Source organism: Paracoccus panacisoli, assembly GCF_042435015.1.
GTDB lineage: Bacteria > Pseudomonadota > Alphaproteobacteria > Rhodobacterales > Rhodobacteraceae > Paracoccus > Paracoccus panacisoli.
Genome location: NZ_JBHMQU010000040.1, coordinates 1 through 16,521 on the forward strand (window position 1 = coordinate 1; position 16,521 = coordinate 16,521).

General features: G+C 69.2%; 18 protein-coding genes. All 18 read left to right on the forward strand.

The window, feature by feature from the left end; all coding sequences use genetic code 11:
- Nucleotides 1-332 precede the first annotated feature (332 nt).
- The 18 genes from ACFHYO_RS09000 to ACFHYO_RS09085 all read left to right on the forward strand — a co-directional run bounded on the left by ACFHYO_RS09000 (nucleotide 333) and on the right by ACFHYO_RS09085 (nucleotide 16,493).
- The gene (locus ACFHYO_RS09000) at nucleotides 333-1,970 is read left to right on the forward strand and encodes an AMP-binding protein (RefSeq protein WP_394319850.1); all 1,638 of its coding nucleotides are present in this window, start codon (nucleotides 333-335) and stop codon (nucleotides 1,968-1,970) included.
- Nucleotides 1,967-4,252, forward strand: a complete 2,286-nt coding sequence (locus ACFHYO_RS09005; protein ID WP_394319852.1) for a bifunctional salicylyl-CoA 5-hydroxylase/oxidoreductase — start codon at nucleotides 1,967-1,969, stop codon at nucleotides 4,250-4,252. Before ACFHYO_RS09000 ends, ACFHYO_RS09005 begins: the two co-directional genes overlap by 4 nt.
- Nucleotides 4,249-4,992: an SDR family NAD(P)-dependent oxidoreductase gene (locus ACFHYO_RS09010; protein WP_394319854.1), complete on the forward strand. Its 744-nt coding sequence runs from the start codon at nucleotides 4,249-4,251 to the stop codon at nucleotides 4,990-4,992. The genes ACFHYO_RS09005 and ACFHYO_RS09010 overlap by 4 nt, the downstream gene beginning before the upstream one ends.
- Entirely contained in the window at nucleotides 4,989-5,477 is a 489-nt protein-coding gene (locus ACFHYO_RS09015; protein WP_394319856.1) for a MarR family winged helix-turn-helix transcriptional regulator, read from the forward strand. The genes ACFHYO_RS09010 and ACFHYO_RS09015 overlap by 4 nt, the downstream gene beginning before the upstream one ends.
- A complete protein-coding gene (locus ACFHYO_RS09020; protein ID WP_394319927.1) occupies nucleotides 5,477-6,286 on the forward strand; it encodes an enoyl-CoA hydratase family protein in 810 nt (269 codons plus the stop codon). Before ACFHYO_RS09015 ends, ACFHYO_RS09020 begins: the two co-directional genes overlap by 1 nt.
- Before the next feature lie 50 nt (nucleotides 6,287-6,336).
- On the forward strand, nucleotides 6,337-7,476 hold the full coding sequence (locus tag ACFHYO_RS09025) for an acyl-CoA dehydrogenase family protein (protein WP_036707674.1): 1,140 nt from the start codon (nucleotides 6,337-6,339) through the stop codon (nucleotides 7,474-7,476).
- 20 nt (nucleotides 7,477-7,496) lie between these two features.
- Nucleotides 7,497-7,949 (forward strand): cupin domain-containing protein, encoded by a 453-nt coding sequence (locus ACFHYO_RS09030; RefSeq protein WP_036707672.1) that lies wholly within the window; start codon nucleotides 7,497-7,499, stop codon nucleotides 7,947-7,949.
- A complete protein-coding gene (locus tag ACFHYO_RS09035; protein ID WP_036707671.1) occupies nucleotides 7,949-8,398 on the forward strand; it encodes an acyl-CoA thioesterase in 450 nt (149 codons plus the stop codon). The genes ACFHYO_RS09030 and ACFHYO_RS09035 overlap by 1 nt, the downstream gene beginning before the upstream one ends.
- Entirely contained in the window at nucleotides 8,388-8,786 is a 399-nt protein-coding gene (locus ACFHYO_RS09040; protein WP_394319858.1) for a RidA family protein, read from the forward strand. Before ACFHYO_RS09035 ends, ACFHYO_RS09040 begins: the two co-directional genes overlap by 11 nt.
- 81 nt (nucleotides 8,787-8,867) lie before the next feature.
- The gene (locus tag ACFHYO_RS09045; RefSeq protein ID WP_394319860.1) at nucleotides 8,868-9,638 is read left to right on the forward strand and encodes a cupin domain-containing protein; all 771 of its coding nucleotides are present in this window, start codon (nucleotides 8,868-8,870) and stop codon (nucleotides 9,636-9,638) included.
- A 2-nt stretch (nucleotides 9,639-9,640) separates the two neighbouring features.
- Nucleotides 9,641-9,991 (forward strand): cupin domain-containing protein, encoded by a 351-nt coding sequence (locus ACFHYO_RS09050; RefSeq protein WP_394319862.1) that lies wholly within the window; start codon nucleotides 9,641-9,643, stop codon nucleotides 9,989-9,991.
- Nucleotides 9,992-10,001: 10 nt separating this feature from the next.
- Nucleotides 10,002-10,913 carry a fumarylacetoacetate hydrolase family protein gene (locus tag ACFHYO_RS09055; RefSeq protein ID WP_394319864.1) on the forward strand — a complete coding sequence of 304 codons (912 nt, stop codon included), beginning with the start codon at nucleotides 10,002-10,004 and terminating at the stop codon, nucleotides 10,911-10,913.
- Between the two features lie 82 nt (nucleotides 10,914-10,995).
- Nucleotides 10,996-12,186: an ABC transporter substrate-binding protein gene (locus tag ACFHYO_RS09060; protein WP_394319865.1), complete on the forward strand. Its 1,191-nt coding sequence runs from the start codon at nucleotides 10,996-10,998 to the stop codon at nucleotides 12,184-12,186.
- A gap of 51 nt (nucleotides 12,187-12,237) precedes the next feature.
- Nucleotides 12,238-13,152: a branched-chain amino acid ABC transporter permease gene (locus ACFHYO_RS09065; RefSeq protein WP_081962532.1), complete on the forward strand. Its 915-nt coding sequence runs from the start codon at nucleotides 12,238-12,240 to the stop codon at nucleotides 13,150-13,152.
- Nucleotides 13,153-13,156: 4 nt separating this feature from the next.
- On the forward strand, nucleotides 13,157-14,122 hold the full coding sequence (locus ACFHYO_RS09070) for a branched-chain amino acid ABC transporter permease (protein WP_394319867.1): 966 nt from the start codon (nucleotides 13,157-13,159) through the stop codon (nucleotides 14,120-14,122).
- The gene (locus tag ACFHYO_RS09075; protein ID WP_394319869.1) at nucleotides 14,115-14,864 is read left to right on the forward strand and encodes an ABC transporter ATP-binding protein; all 750 of its coding nucleotides are present in this window, start codon (nucleotides 14,115-14,117) and stop codon (nucleotides 14,862-14,864) included. The genes ACFHYO_RS09070 and ACFHYO_RS09075 overlap by 8 nt, the downstream gene beginning before the upstream one ends.
- Nucleotides 14,864-15,550: an ABC transporter ATP-binding protein gene (locus ACFHYO_RS09080; protein WP_394319871.1), complete on the forward strand. Its 687-nt coding sequence runs from the start codon at nucleotides 14,864-14,866 to the stop codon at nucleotides 15,548-15,550. The genes ACFHYO_RS09075 and ACFHYO_RS09080 overlap by 1 nt, the downstream gene beginning before the upstream one ends.
- Before the next feature lies 1 nt (nucleotide 15,551).
- Nucleotides 15,552-16,493: a carbon-nitrogen hydrolase family protein gene (locus tag ACFHYO_RS09085; protein WP_394319873.1), complete on the forward strand. Its 942-nt coding sequence runs from the start codon at nucleotides 15,552-15,554 to the stop codon at nucleotides 16,491-16,493.
- The last annotated feature ends 28 nt before the right edge of the window (nucleotides 16,494-16,521 follow it).

The following is a 16,521-nucleotide window of genomic DNA, read 5'->3' on the forward strand; positions in this document are numbered from 1 at the left end:
CCGCGCCGACCAGATCACCGGCGCCTTCGACGACATCGAAATCATCGGCCTCGCCGCAAACCGAGGCGCAAGAATCGTCATCGATCATCACGCGGACGAGGTGAAGCTGATGCTGACCCGCCGTCGCGACAATCCGCTTGATCTGCGGGTCGTGGGACAACCGTGACCCCCTGAAGCGGACCCAATCCGGCGCGCCAAGCAAACTTTCACACTCATAAATTTCGATCTTGAAAGGAATCTGATCCGGCCCTAGCCTCATCCTCGGAGTGAGGAGGGGCCGGGGAGGGCCGCATCATCATGACCGGAATTGCCCGCCGGCGGAGTGCCTGCCGATGCTGAGGCCCAGCGCGCACGAGGACAGCTTCTGCCGCGACAACCTGCCAGAACCCGACACCTGGCCGGACCTTCTGCTGGACGGGTTCGACTATTCTGACCGGCTGAATGCCGCCGTCGAGCTGACCGACCGCATGGTCGAGCGCGGGTTCGGTGACCGGACCGCGCTGATCGGCAACGGACGTCGGCGCACCTACAAGGAGCTTGCCGACTGGACGAGCCGGCTGGCCCACGTGCTCGTCGATGACCTCGGGGTGCGGCCGGGCAACCGGGTGATGATCCGCTCGGCCAACAACCCGGCGATGGTGGCCTGCTGGTTGGCCGCGACCAAGGCTGGCGCCGTGGTTGTCAACACCATGCCGATGCTGCGGGCGGGCGAGCTGGCCGTCTATGTCGAGAAGGGTGAGATCACCCACGCCCTCTGCGACACACGGCTGATGGATGAGCTGGTCACCTGCGCCAAGCGCTCGCGCTTTCTCAAGACCGTCGCCGGGTTTGACGGGACCGAAAATCACGACGCCGAGCTGGACCGGCTCGCGCTGGAAAAGCCGGTGGCCTTCCGCGCGGTGGATACGGCGCAGGACGATGTGGCGCTGATGGCTTTCACATCGGGGTCCACCGGGGCGCCCAAGGCAACGCTGCATTTCCACCGCGACCTGCTGATCATCGCCGACGGCTATGCGGCCGAGGTGCTGGCGCCGACGCCCGAGGATGTGTTCGTGGGCAGCCCGCCGCTGGCCTTTACCTTCGGGCTGGGGGGGCTTGCGATCTTTCCTCTGCGATTCGGCGCGGCGGCGGCGCTGATCGAGCAGGCGACCCCGCCGAATCTTGTCGAGATAATCCAGAAATACCGCGCTACGGTCTGCTTTACCGCCCCCACCGCCTATCGCGCCATGATGCGCGAGATGGACGCGGGCGCCGACTTCTCGTCGCTGCGGGCGGCGGTCTCGGCCGGCGAGACTCTGCCCGCGCCGGTCTATGAGGAATGGCTCGCGCGGACCGGAAAGCCGATGCTGGACGGGATCGGCGCGACCGAGATGCTGCATATCTTCATCACTAACCGTTTCTCGGACCACAACCCGGCCTCGACCGGGCGGCCGGTCGGCGGCTACGAGGCCAGGGTGGTGGATGGGGACGGCGCCGAACTTCCGCGTGGCTCGGTCGGGCGGCTTGCGGTGCGCGGCCCCACCGGCTGCCGCTACCTCAATGGCGAGCGGCAGGAGGTCTATGTCCAGAATGGCTGGAACCTGTCGGGCGATGCCTTCTCGCAGGACGAGGCGGGATATTTCCACTTTGCCGCGCGCAGCGACGACATCATCCTGTCGGCCGGTTACAACATTGCCGGCCCCGAGGTCGAGGCGGCGCTGCTGGCCCATGAGGCGGTGCTGGAATGTGCGGTGATCGGCATTCCTGACGAGGACCGCGGCCAGATCGTCCAGGCGCACGTGGTCCTCGCGCCCGGCTGTCACGCCGGCCCGGACCTGGCCAAGCTCTTGCAGGCGCACGTCAAATCGGTGATCGCGCCCTACAAGTACCCGCGCTCGGTGGTGTTCTGCGAGACGCTGCCCAAGACCGAATCGGGCAAGTTGCAACGCTTCCGGTTGAAAGCCGGGACGGCGGGGAAGGCCGCGCAATGAAGGTGCTGTGTCTCGGCGGCGGCCCGGCGGGGCTCTACTTCGCCATTTCGATGAAACTGCGCGACCCCGCGCACGAGGTGACCGTGCTCGAGCGCAACCGCGCCAACGACACCTTCGGCTGGGGCGTGGTCCTGTCGGACGATGCGCTGTCGCGGATGCAGAAGAACGACCCCGTGTCGACCGACGCGATCCGCAGCCACTTCGCCTATTGGGACGACATCGCGGTGGTCAAGGACGGGGTGCGGACCGTCTCGGGCGGGCATGGCTTCGCGGGGATCGGGCGCAAGCAGATGCTGATCCTGCTGCAGGCCCGCGCCCGCGAGCTCGGTGTCGAGATGCGCTTCGAGACCGAGTTCGACAGCGCCGAGTCCTATCGCCGCGACTATGATCTGGTCGTCGCGTCGGACGGCATCAACTCGCGCGTCCGACAGGAATACTCCGAGGTGTTCCGCCCCGACATCGACACACGGCTGTGCAAGTTCATCTGGCTGGGGACTCACCAGAAATTCGACGATGCGTTCACCTTCATCTTTGAACGCACGCAGCATGGCTGGATGTGGGCGCATGTCTATCAGTTCGACGCCGACACCGCGACCTTCATCGTCGAGACCACCCAGGATGTCTGGGACGCGATGGGCTTTGAGGCGATGACCAAAGAGGAAACGGTGGAAACCTGCCGTCAGGTCTTTGCCGCGCATCTGGACGGCCACGACCTGATGTCGAACGCCAGCCATCTGCGCGGCTCGGCGGTGTGGATGAACTTTCCCCGGGTGATCTGCGAGACGTGGTACCACGAGAACGTGGTGCTGATGGGCGATGCGGCGGCGACCGGGCATTTCTCGATCGGCTCGGGGTCACGGCTGGCCTTCGACAGCGCCATCGCGCTGGCCGAATACCTGCACAGCGAACCGACGATGCAGGCCGCCTTCCAGCGCTATCAGGACGAGCGCCGGGTCGAGGTATTGCGCCTTCAGTCGGCGGCCCGCAACAGCCTCGAATGGTTCGAAGAGGTGGGGCGCTATCTCGATTTCGACCCCCAGCAATTCGCCTATTCGCTGCTGACCCGCAGCCAGCGGATCAGCCACGAGAACCTGCGCCTGCGCGACCCCGACTGGCTGCGGGGGGCCGAGGACTGGTTTCAGGCCCGGGCGGGCGGCGAGGCAGGGCGGGCACCGATGTTCGCCCCCTTTGCCCTGCGCGGGATGCGGCTGAAGAACCGCGTCGTCGTCTCGCCCATGGCGCAGTACAAGGCCAAGGATGGCACACCCACTGACTGGCACCTCGTCCATTACGGCGAACGCGCCAAGGGCGGCGCCGGGCTGGTCTACACCGAGATGACCTGCGTGTCGCCCGAAGGCCGCATCACCCCGGGCTGCCCCGGGCTTTACGCCCCAGAGCACGAGGCCGCCTGGCGGCGCATCGTCGATTTCGTCCATGCCGAGACGGACGCCCGGATCTGCTGCCAGATCGGCCATGCCGGGCGGAAAGGCTCGACCGGGCTCGGCTGGGACGGGATGGATGCGCCACTGGCCGACGGCAACTGGGAAACGCTCGGCCCCAGCGCCCTGCCGTGGGCCGCGGCCAACCCACCCCCGCGCGAGATGACCCGCGCCGACATGGACCGGGTCCGCGACGAGTTCGTGGCGGCGACCGAGATGGCTGCCCGCGCCGGCTTCGACATGGTCGAGCTGCACGCGGCACACGGCTATCTGCTGTCGTCCTTCATCTCCCCGGTGTCGAACCGGCGCACGGACGCCTATGGCGGCAGTCTGGACAACCGCTTGCGCTGGCCGCTCGAGGTTTTCCGGGAGATGCGGGCCGTGTGGCCCGAGGACCGGCCGATGGCGGTGCGGATTTCGGCCAGCGACTGGGTCGGCGAGGCGGGCGTGACTCCGGCCGAGGCGGTCGAGATCGCCCGTGCCTTTCACGAGGCCGGCGCCGACCTGATCGACGTGTCCGCCGGGCAGACCACGCCCGACGCCAGGCCGGTCTATGGGCGGATGTTCCAGACCCCGTTTTCCGACCGCATCCGCAACGAACTGGGCATCCCCACGATGGCGGTGGGCAACATCACCGAGGCCGATCAGGTGAACTCGATCCTGATGGCCGGGCGGGCTGATCTGGTGGCGCTCGCCCGGCCGCATCTGGCCGATCCCTACTGGACGCTGCACGCGGCGACTGCCCTCGGTGACGGGGGCACCACGTGGCCGCTGCCCTACCGCGCGGGCGGCGAACAGGCGCGGCGTCTGGCGCAAAAGGAACAGGAGGCGATCCGGGCATGACCGAGCTCGCCCGGCAACGCGTCCTCATCACCGGCGGCGGCACCGGAGTCGGCCGCGCGCTGGCGCTGGCCTTCGCGGGCGTGGGCGCCGAGGTCGTGGTCGCCGGACGCCGCGAAGCGCCGCTGGCCGAGGTGGCGGCCGCGGCACCGGGCATCCGCGCGGTGCCGGCGGACGTGACCGACGCGGCCAGCGTTAAGGCGCTGTTCGATGCGGCCGGTCCCTGCGGGATCGTGATCGCCAATGCTGGCGCGGCTACCAGCGCACCCTTCGCGCGCGTCACGCCCGAGGACTGGCAGGCGATGATGGCGGTGAACCTGACGGGCACCTTCCTCACCTTCCGCGAGGGGCTGGCGCGGATCGAGGGCTGGGGGCGACTGATCGCGGTCGCCTCGACCGCCGGGCTGAAAGGTTATTCCTACGTCGCCCACTACTGCGCGGCCAAGCACGGCGTCGTGGGGCTCGTTCGCGCACTGGCGCAGGAGGTGGCGCGAACCCCGGTCACCGTGAACGCGCTGTGTCCCGGGTTTCTCGACACCGAGATGACCGACCGGAGCGTGGCGACCATCGTGGACAGGACCGGCAAATCCGTCACCGAGGCCCGGGCAGCGCTGGCCGCAACCAACCCCCAGCGCCGGCTGATCGCCCCCGCCGAGGTCGCCGCTGCCGCCCTGTGGCTGTGTGCGCCTGGGTCCGAAGGCGTCAACGGCCAGACCATCGCCATCGACGGGGGCGAGACATGAGCGACGTGCAGGATATCCCCGTGAACGCTGCACCCGACGCGGCGCAGGACGAGGCGCTGGCCGTGCGGCGGCTCAAGTTGTGGATCCGCATGCTGGGCATCACCCGCACGGTGGAAAACCGTCTGCGCGATGCGCTGCGGGTCGATCACGACACCACCCTGCCGCGGTTCGACGTAATGGCCGCCCTGTGGCGCAACCGCGATGGACTGACCATGACCGAGCTGTCGCGGCTGCTGCTTGTCTCGAACGGCAATGCCACGGCGGTGGTTGACCGATTGGTGTCGGATGGGCTGGTGGCCCGCAGCCCCTGCGACGAGGACCGGCGCCGGGTCCGGGTCGCCCTGACCCCCGAAGGGCTGGCGCAGTTCGAGCGTGTGGCGGCAGATCACCGGGCGCTGATCGACCGGCTGTTTTCCGGGCTGACCGACGCCGACCTGGACGCGGCAAAGCTGCTGATGCGGCGCATGAAGGAGGATCTGCAGTGATCCGTCTGGCCGATTATACCCCACGCCACGTGCACTTCGAGGTAAGCGACCGCGTGGCGACCGTGCGGCTCGACCGGCCCGAACGGAAGAACCCGCTGACCTTCGACAGCTACGCCGAGCTGCGCGACCTGTTCCGGGCGATCGCCTATGCCGAGGACGTCGACGTGGTCGTGTTCGGCTCGAATGGCGGAAACTTCTCGTCCGGCGGGGATGTGCACGACATCATCGGGCCGCTGGTCGGGATGGACATGAAGGCGCTTCTGGCCTTCACCCGGATGACCGGCGACCTGGTCAAGGCGATGATCCACTGCGGCAAGCCGGTCATCGCGGCGGTGGACGGGATCTGCGTCGGTGCGGGGGCGATCATCGCCATGGCCTCGGACCTGCGGCTGGCAACGCCCGAGGCAAAATGCGCCTTCCTGTTCACGCGCGTCGGGCTGGCCGGCTGCGACATGGGGGCCTGCGCGATGCTGCCGCGGATCATCGGGCAGGGGAGGGCGGCCGAGCTGCTGTATACCGGGCGGGCGATGGGCGCCGACGAGGGCACCGCCTGGGGATTCTGGAACGCCGTCCATCCCGCAAGTGCGCTCGAGGCCCAGGCGCAGGCACTGGCCCGCCGCATCGCGGCCGGCCCGACCTTTGCGCACGGGATCACCAAGACGCAGCTGAACCAGGAATGGAACATGAGCCTTGACCAGGCCATCGAGGCCGAAGCGCAGGCGCAGGCGATCTGCATGCAGACCCGAGACTTCGAGCGCGCTTACCGGGCGTTTGTGGCCAAGGACAAGCCGGTGTTCCAGGGGGATTGATCGCCGGACCGGGGCGCTGCCCCGGACCCCGGGATATTTGGGCAGGGAAGATGGACCAAAGTTTTCTCGACTGGCCTTTTTTCGACGATCGCCATCGCGCCCTCGCGGCCGAGGTCGAGACGTGGGCCGCGACGCATCTGCCCGTGGATCACGGCGATGTGGACGACGCGTGCCGCGGGCTGGTCGCGGGGCTGGGCAAGGCCGGGCTGCTGCGTCCCACCGGCGCGTCCGAGGGTGAGGCGCTGGACGTGCGCAGCCTGTGCCTGATCCGAGAGACGCTGGCCCGCCACGACGGGCTGGCCGATTTCGCCTTTGCCATGCAGGGCCTCGGCATGGGGGCGGTCAGCCTGTTCGGCACGCCGGACCAGCGCGCGTGGCTGGATCGTACCCGCACCGGCGGGGCGATCGCCGGGTTCGCCCTGACCGAGCCGGGGGCCGGGTCGGACGTCGCCCGCACCGCCACCACCGCGCGGCGCGACGGTGACGCCTGGGTGCTCGACGGCGAAAAGACCTATATCTCGAATGGGGGCATTGCGGACGTCTACGTGGTGTTCGCCCGCACCGGCGAGGCGCCCGGGGCCAAGGGGCTGTCGGCCTTCCTGTTGCCGGCCGAAACGCCGGGCCTGTCGGTCGCCTCGCGGATCGAGGTGATGGCGCCGCACCCGCTGGCCCATCTGCGGCTCGACGGCGTTCGGCTGCCGTCCGGGGCGCTGATCGGAGAGGCGGGGGCGGGGTTCAAGGTTGCCATGTCGGTGCTCGACGTGTTCCGCGCCACGGTGGGGGCGGCGGCGCTGGGGTTCGCGCGCCGCGCGCTGGACGAGGCGGTGGCGCGGGTGCGCCGTCCGCGCGCCGGTGGCAGAACGCTGGCCGAGCACCAGATCGTGCAGGGCCATGTTGCTGACATGGCGCTTGAGATCGATGCTGCCGCACTGCTCGTCTATCGCGCCGCCTGGACCAAGGACCGCGGCGCCGCGCGGGTCAGCCGCGAGGCCGCCATGGCCAAGCTGTACGCCACCGAGGCTGCACAGCGGGTGATCGACACCGCGCTGCAGCTGCACGGCGGCGACGGGGTGCGAGTGGGCGAGCCGGTCGAGGCGCTCTATCGCGAGATCCGGGCGCTGCGGATTTATGAGGGGGCCAGCGACGTGCAGCGCATCGTCATCGCGCGCGCCGTCCTGGACCGGGCTTGAGAGAGGGGGAAATTGAGACCATGACCGACGATCTGCAGGGCGGCATCACCCGCAACGGTGAGGCGTATGACGGGCGCGAGTTGAACATCCTCGGGCAGCGCTATTTTCCCAAGGCGAGCTGTGCGGCAAGCTTTGCCTTCGAGACGAACAGCGATCCCGGCCAGTTCGTGCCGGTCCACATCCACCCGACCCAGGACGAGTTCATCCTGGTGCAGGAGGGCCAGCTCGAACTGAAGCTCGACGGGAAGTGGAGCACGGCGCGGGCGGGAGATCTGGTGCGGATGCCGCGCGGCGTGCCGCACGGCTATTTCAACAAGTCAGACCGGCCGGCGCGTGCGCTCTTCTGGGTCTCGCCCGCCGGGCAACTCGAGGCGTTGTTCCACCGGCTGCACGACATGACCGACGTCGAGGAGGTGGTACGGGTGAGCGCCGCACATGAGGTGGACTTCCTGCCGCCCGAGGCGAACGACTGATGGTGTATCGCCGCGCGATCCCGGTCGAGTTCGGCCACTGCGATCCGGCAGGGATCGTGTTCTATCCGCGTTACCTCGAGTTCACCAACTCGGTGATCGAACAGTTCTTCGCCGAGGCGGTCGGACATTCGTTCCGGCGCATCGTGATGGAGGAGGGCGCCGGGGTGCCTACCCGCCATCTCGAGGCGGATTACCGCGCCCCGTCGCGGTTGGGCGACGTGCTCGATTTCACCCTGCGGGTGGCGCGGCTGGGGCGGTCAAGCGTGACCTTCACCATCGAGGGCGGCGCGGACGGCGCGGTGCGCTTCGTGGCCACGCCGACGCTGGTGTGGGTTGCCCCCGGTGGCCAGCCCGCACCCTGGCCCGAGGCAATCCGCACCCGGCTGGCGGCCTATCACCAGCCGGACAACCGGGGCGCAGAGCAGAAGGAGCCCGCCCATGACCCATGAACGGCTGCACCCCAGGGGCTGGAAGGCGCCGCGCGGTTATGCCCACGGCATTGCCGCGACCGGGCGGCTGATCTTTACCGGCGGCATGATCGGCTGGAACGGACAGCAGGAGTTCGAGACCGACGATTTCGTGGAGCAAGCCGAATTGGCCCTGCGCGGGATCGTCGCGGTGCTGGCCGAAGCCGGGGCAGGGCCCGAGCACCTCGTCCGGCTGACCTGGTATGTGACCTCGCGGCAGGAATATCTCGACAACCTCAAGGGGTTGGGTGAGGTCTATGGGCGTGTGCTGGGGCGGAACTACCCGGCAATGGCCCTGGTACAGGTGGTGGCGCTGGTCGAGGAACGGGCGAAGATCGAGATCGAAGCCACCGCCGTGGTGCCGGCATGAGCAGGGGCAGTGGCGAGTCGATTGTGGGGGGACGACCCGCCCGCTAGCGTCGGGCAGGGTCACGAGCGAGGGGAGGCGCGCATGACCAGAACACGCGAGAATTACCGCGAGGACGTCGCGGGCCGGGCCAACGTCGAGGACACGCCCGAGCTGCTGGCCTATTACGACGAACTCGAGCGTCTCGACGCCGGCGCGCTGTGGACCGTCGCCAACAAGATCGAGCCGTGGCAGCCGCAATCGGCCAGCGTTCCGGTGCTGTGGCGTTATGCCGACCTGCGCGCCCACGTCCTGCGCTCGGTCGAGCTGGTGACGCCGGAGAAGGCGGGGCGGCGGGTGGTCTATCTCAACAACCCCGGCCGGCAGGACGTGGCGGCGGCGGTCGGCTGGCTCTATTCCGGGCTTCAGGTGATGCACCCGGGAGAGGTCGCCTCGGCGCACGCGCATTCCGCCTCGGCGCTGCGGTTCATCATGGAGGGGTCGGGCGCCTATACCATCGTCGACGGCCACAAGATGACGCTGGGCGCCAACGATTTCGTGCTGACCCCGAATGGGACGTGGCACGAGCACGGCGTGGACGGCGACGGCAGCCCCTGCATCTGGCAGGACGGGCTGGACATCCCGCTGGTCAACGCGCTCGAGGCGAATTTCTACGTCGTCCATCCCGACATGAACCAGGCTGTGGGGCATCCGGTCGACGACATGCCCGCCGCCTGGGGCAACCCCGGCCTGCGCCCGCATGGCGCGGACTGGCAGCGCGGCTATTCGCCCTGCTTCAAGTACCAGTGGGGCCAACCTACGAGGCGCTGGGCCGGTATGCCGCGACCACCGCCGGATCGGCCTTCGACGGGGTGATGATGGATTACGTGAACCCGGTCACCGGCGGGCCGGTGATGCAGACCATCGGCGCCTCGATGCAGATGCTGCGGCCGGGAGAGGCGACCCGCGCCCACCGCCACACCGGCAGCGTGCTGTACCAGTGCGCCAGGGGCCGCGGCCATTCGATCATCAACGGGCGCCGCTTCGACTGGCAGGAACGAGACATCTTCTGCGTGCCGTCCTGGGCGTGGCACGAACACGCCAACGGATCCGCGTCCGAGGACGCCTGCCTGTTCTCGTTCAATGACATGCCGGTGATGCGCGTCCTCGGGCTGTACCGCGAAGAGGCGCTGGCCGACACCGACGGCCACCAGCCCGTGCTGGCATAGGGAGAAAGCCATGCGTCTGGTAACCTACCGCAGCACCGTCGAGGACGCCGCCCGGCTGGGGGTGATCGACGGTGATCTGGTGATCGACGTCGCGGCCCTGGGCCACATGGCCGGGGTGCCAATGCCGGGGGCGATGCTGGCCCTGATCGATGCCGGGCCGGTGGCGCTGGACCGGCTGGCCGAGCTGCTGGACAACCTGCGCGACCGGCTGGACCCCGGCGTGGCGGTGCCGCTGGTCAACGTGCAGCTGCTGGCCCCGATCCCGCGGCCGCGGAAGAACATCTTCGGCATCGGGCTGAACTATGTTGAACACGTCGCGGAATCGGCGCGGACGCTGGACACGGCCAGGGACCTGCCGAAGCAGCCGGTGATCTTTTCCAAGCCCCCCACCGCCGTGATCGGGCCGGGCGAGCCGATCCGGCACGACGCCGCCCTCACCCAACAGCTCGACTGGGAGGTGGAGCTTGCCTGCATCATCGGCCGCACCGCCCGCCGCGTGGCCGAGGCGGACGCCTTGTCCCACGTCTTCGGCTACAGCGTGATGATCGACGTCTCGGCTCGCGACAATCGCCGGGCGGGGCAGTGGATCTATTCCAAGGGGATGGACAGCTTCGCCCCCTTCGGCCCCTGCATCGTCACCGCCGACGAGATCCCCGACCCGCAGGTGCTGGACCTGTGGCTGACCAAGAACGGCGAGGAGAAGCAGCGGTCGAACACCCGGCACATGCTGTTCAAGGTGGCGACACTGATCGCCGACATCTCGGCCGGGATCACGCTGGAACCCGGCGACATCATCGCCACCGGCACGCCAGAGGGCGTCGGCGCCGGCCGCGATCCGCAGGAATGGATGTGGCCCGGCGACGTGATCGAGGCGACCGTCGCGGGCATCGGCACCATCCGCCACCCCGTCGTGGCGGTCTGACCATCGGGCCGGGCCGCGCGCCCGGTCCCACCCATGACCGGGACAACCCGGCGCCATCAACCCAACGGGAGGAACCACCACCATGACCCTGACCATCACCAAGCGCGGCCTGCTGGCCGCCTTCGCCGGGACCGCCGCGCTGGCCGCCCTGCCGGCCCTGGCGCAGGACGCCAAGCCGGTCACCATCGGCGTCATCACCACGCTGAGCACGCCCGCCGGCTATATCGGCGAGGACGTGCGCGACGCGATCCAGCTGGCCGTCGACCAGGAGGGCGGCAAGCTGGGCGGCGTCCCCGTCACCCTGCGGGTCGAGGACGACACGCTGAAGCCCGCGAACGGCAAGCAGATCGCCGACAAGATGGCCGCCGACGGCGTCAAGGTGGTGACCGGGATCATCTTCTCGAACGTGCTGGCGGCGGTGCAGCCGTCGATCATCGACGCGGGCGGGTTCTACATCTCGTCCAATGCCGGCCCGTCGCCCTTTGCCGGCGAGAAGTGCAACCCCAACTATTTCGTGGCCTCCTACCAGAACGACGCCTTCCACGAGGCCGCGGGCCTCGGCGCCAACGAGCTGGGCTACAAGAAGATGGCGATCCTGGCGCCGAACTATCAGGCCGGGCGCGACGCGCTCGAAGGATTCAAGCGCACCTACAAGGGCGAGATCGCCGGCGAGATCTACACCAAGCTGGACCAGACCGACTTCTCGGTCGAGCTGGCGCGGATCAAGTCGATGGGGGTCGATGCGATCTACCAGTTCCACCCCGGCGGGGCGGGCATCAACTTCGCCAAGCAATATGCCAATTCGGGCCTCAAGGGCACGGTGCCGATGATCCTGCCGTCCTTTTCGATGGATGCGCGGATGATCGACGCGACCGGCGACGCGGCGGACGGGGTCTATGCCTCGGCCCTGTGGACGACCGAGACCGACAACCCGACCTCGAAGGCGTTCGTCGAGGCGTTCCGCAAGGCCTATGGCCGCGACCCGACCACCTATGCCGCGCAGGCCTATGACACCGCGCACCTGATCGGCACCGGGCTGGCCGCGACCGGGGGCGACATGGCCAAGGCCGACGACTTCCGCGCCGCCCTGCGCGAAGGCAAGTTCGACAGCGTCCGCGGCAAGTTCAAGATGGGCGCCAACCAGCACCCGGTGCAGGACTATTTCCTGACGAAGTTCGAGAAGAACGCCGACGGCAAGATCGTCCAGAACGTGGTCAATGCGGTCGCCACCGATCACGTCGATCACTACGCCGCCAACTGCAAGATGAACTGAGCCCCGCAGCGGGCGCGCCCCTGGCGCGCCCCTCGGCCGGCCGGAGGTGCGATGCTGCTATTCGTCGAACAGGTGCTGAACGGCCTGCAATATGGCGCGATGCTGTTCATGCTGGCCTCGGGGCTGACGCTGATCTTCGGGATCATGGGGGTCATCAACCTGACCCACGGCGCCTTCTACATGGTCGGCGCCTATTGCGCCGCCTTCGCGATTCTCGGGACCGGCAGCTTCCTGGTCGGGATGGCGGCGGCGATCATCGGCGCCGGGCTTTACGCCGTCGCGGTCGAGCTGGCGGTGATCCAGTGGCTTTACCGGCGCGACCACCTGTATCAGGTGCTGGCGACGCTGGGGCTGATCCTGTTCACCAACGAGGCGGTGGCGATGATCTTCGGCCGCCAACCGCCCTTCGTCGACATCCCGCCGGCCCTGTCGGGGACGCTGCGGGTGCTGCCGGGGCTCGACTATCCGGTGATGCGGCTGGCCTTCATCGCCGTTGGCGCCGCGGTCGCGGTCGGGCTGTGGTTCCTCGTCAACCGGACCCGCGTGGGGATGCTGATCCGCGCCGGCGCCGACGACCGCGAGATGGTCGATGCGCTGGGCGTGGACGTGAAGCGGCTCTACACCATCCTGTTCGGGCTGGGCGGCGCGCTGTGCGGGCTGGCCGGCGTCATGGCCGCCCCGCTGCTGGCGATCGAGGTGGGGATGGGCGAACGCGTCCTCATCACCACCTTCGTGGTGATCGTGATCGGCGGCGTCGGATCGATCCGGGGGGCGCTGGTCGGCGCGCTGCTCGTCGGGATGGTCGACAGCCTCGGCCGCGCCTACCTGCCGCAGATCATGCAGATGATGCTGCCGCCCTCGGTCGCCGACACGCTGTCGGCGGGGCTGGTGTCGGCCAGCATCTACGTGCTGATGGCGATCGTCCTGGTGTTCCGCCCGCTGGGCCTCGTTCCGGCGCGGAGCTGACCCGATGACCAGCCGCAGCCTCGTCATCCTGATCGGCCTTGCCCTGCTGACGCTGGTCCCGCCGGTCGCCGGCGCGCTGGGGATGCCCGCCCTGCAGGGCACCGCCACCCGCATCGTCATCTATGCCATCGCCGCGGTCAGCCTGGACCTGATCCTCGGCTATGGGGCGATGGTCAGCTTTGGCCACGCAATGTTCTTCGGCCTGGGCGGCTATGCGGTCGCCATCGTCGCCTATCACACCAACATGGGCCAGCCGCTCTGGGGGTGGGAGGGGACCAACGCCGCGCTGATCGTCTGGCCGCTGGCGCTGGCCGCCTGCGGGCTGCTGGCGGTGGTCACCGGTTGGTTCGCGCTCAAGACCGCGGGGGTGCAGTTCATCATGATCACCCTCGCCTTCGCGCAGATGGTGTTCTTCATCCTCGTGTCGCTGCAGATGTACGGGGGCGACGACGGGCTGATGATGGACGCCCGCAACGCCCTGCCGCTGATCGACCTGACCGACAACCGCACCTTCTACTACGTCTGCCTGGCGGTGCTGGTCGGGTGGACCGCGCTCTGCGCCTCGATCGTCAACTCGCGCTTCGGGCTGGTCTTCCAGGCCCTGCGCCAGTCCGAGCGGCGGGCGGTGAACCTCGGGATCCGGCCGCTGCATTTCCGCCTGACCGGGTTCGTGCTGTCGGCGCTGGGCACCGGCATGGCCGGCATCCTGTGGGCCAACTACGCGCTGTTCGTCACCCCCGACATGGCCGCCTGGTCCAAGTCGGGCGAGTTCATGGCGATGGTGGTGCTGGGCGGCCTCGGCACGCTGATCGGGCCGATCGCCGGGGCGGCGGTGTTCATCCTGCTGGAACAGCTGCTGGCCGGCTGGACCGAGCACTGGATGATCATCATGGGCCCGATCCTGACGCTGATCGCGCTGTTCGGGCAGCGGGGGCTGCTTGGCCGCTGGGTGGGGGGGCGCCGTGGCTGATCCGATCCTGTCCATCCAGGTGCTTCGCAAGGCGTTCGGCGCGCTGGTCGCCACCGACGGCGTTAGCCTCGACGTGCGGCCGGGCGAGCTGCACGCGCTGATCGGGCCGAACGGCGCCGGCAAGTCGACGCTGATCGCGCAGATCTGCGGCGACCTGCGCCCCGACGCCGGCCGGATCGCCTTTGCCGGCGAGGACATCACCGCGCTGCCCGCGCATCTGCGCGCCCGCCGCGGCCTCGGCCGGTCGTTCCAGATCACCCAGCTCTGCCCCGACTTCACCGCGCTGGAAAACGTGCTGCTGTCGCTCGAGGCGATGAACGGCGGCTCGCCCGACATCTTCTCGAACCCGCGCCGCAACGCCGCGAACGTCGCCGCCGCGCGCGGCTGGCTGGACCGCGCGGGGCTCGCCGGGTTCGAGGACCGGGTCGTGGCACGCCTCGCCCACGGCCAGCGCCGGCAGCTGGAAATCGCGGTGGCGCTGGCCCGCGCTCCGCGGCTGCTTCTGCTGGACGAGCCGATGGCCGGCATGGGCCCCGAGGAATCGGCCGCCCTGACCGCGCTGCTGCAGGGTCTCAAGGGCGACTACCCGATCCTGCTGGTCGAACACGACATGGACGCGGTGTTCGCGCTGGCCGACCGGATCAGCGTGCTGGTCTATGGCCGGGTGATCTTCACCGGCACCCCTGCCGAGATCCGTGCCCACCCCGAGGTCCGCGCCGCCTATCTGGGAGAGGAAGCCTGATGCTGCGTCTTGAAGGGGTCGAGGGCGGATACGGTCAGGGCCGGGTGCTGTTCGGCATGGACCTTGCGGCCGAGGCCGGGCAGGTCGTGTCGCTGATCGGACGCAACGGCATGGGCAAGACGACCACGGTGCGGACGATCATGGGGCTGATGCGCCCCTCGGCCGGGGCGATCAGCTTCGAGGGGCGGCCGATCATCCGGCTGGCGCCGAACGCCATCGCCCGGCTGGGGCTGGGGCTGGTCCCCGAGGGGCGGCGGGTGTTTCCGTCCCTGACCGTCGAGGAGAACCTGGTCGCCACCGCGCGCCCCGGCCCGTGGACGCTGGCCCGCGTGGCCGGCCTGTTCCCGCGGCTGGGCGAGCGGCGCCGGCAGTCGGCGCGGACGCTGTCGGGGGGCGAGCAGCAGATGCTGGCGGTCGGGCGGGCGCTGATGACCAACCCGCGGCTGCTGATCCTCGACGAGGCGACCGAGGGGTTGGCGCCGCTGATCCGGGCCGAGATCTGGCGCTGCCTGCACGAGCTCAAGGGCCTGGGCCAGACCATCCTGGTGATCGACAAGAACCTGGCCGAGATGGCCAGCCTGGTCGATCGCCACAACATCGTGGACAAGGGCCGGGTGGTCTGGACGGGCACGCCGGCGCAGATGGCCGCCGACCCGGACCTCGCGCATCGATACCTGGGGATCTGAGATGACCGACGACCGCACACGCTGGACCGCCGCCGTGGCGCAGATCGCCTCGGTCCCCGACGACGCCACCGCCTCGGCGGTGCGCGCGGCCGACGCGATCCGCACCGCCGCCGGGCAGGGCGCCCGGCTGATCGTCTTCCCCGAGGCGTTCCTCGGCGGCTATCCCAAGGGCGCGTCCTTCGGCGCCCCGATCGGGATGCGCCGCCCCGAGGGGCGCGAGGCGTTCCTGCGCTATCACCGCGCGGCGATCGACCTGCCCGGCCCCGAGACCGCCCTGATCGCCGAGGCCACCGCCGCCACCGGCACCGTCGTCGTCATCGGCTGCATCGAGCGTGACGGCGGCACGCTCTACTGCACCGCGCTGATCTTCGAGGGGGCGCGCGGACTCGTCGCCAAGCACCGCAAGCTGATGCCCACGGCGGGCGAGCGGCTGATCTGGGGGTTCGGCGACGGCTCGACCATGCCGGTGGTGGACACGCCGCTCGGCCGCGTCGGCGCGGTGATCTGCTGGGAGAACTACATGCCCATGCTGCGGATGCACATGTATGCCCAGGGCGTGCAGATCTACTGCGCGCCCACCGCCGACGACCGCGACACCTGGGTGCCCTCGATGCAGCACGTCGCGCTCGAGGGGCGGTGCTATGTGCTGACCGCCTGCCAGCACATCACCCGCGGCGCCTATCCCGAGGACCATGAATCGGCGCTGGGGGACGATCCGGCGACGGTGATGATGCGCGGCGGCTCGGCGATCATCGACCCGCTGGGGCGGGTGCTGGCCGGGCCGGATTTCTCGGGCGAGACGATCCTCTATGCCGAGATCGACCCCGCTCAGATCCTGCGCGGCAAGTTCGATTTCGACGTGGCGGGCCACTATGCGCGGCCCGACGTGTTCCGGCTGACGGTGGACACCCGGCCGCGCCCGGCCGTCGTGACCGAGGGGTGAGGCGCCGGCCTCACGCGCCTCCGCCTCA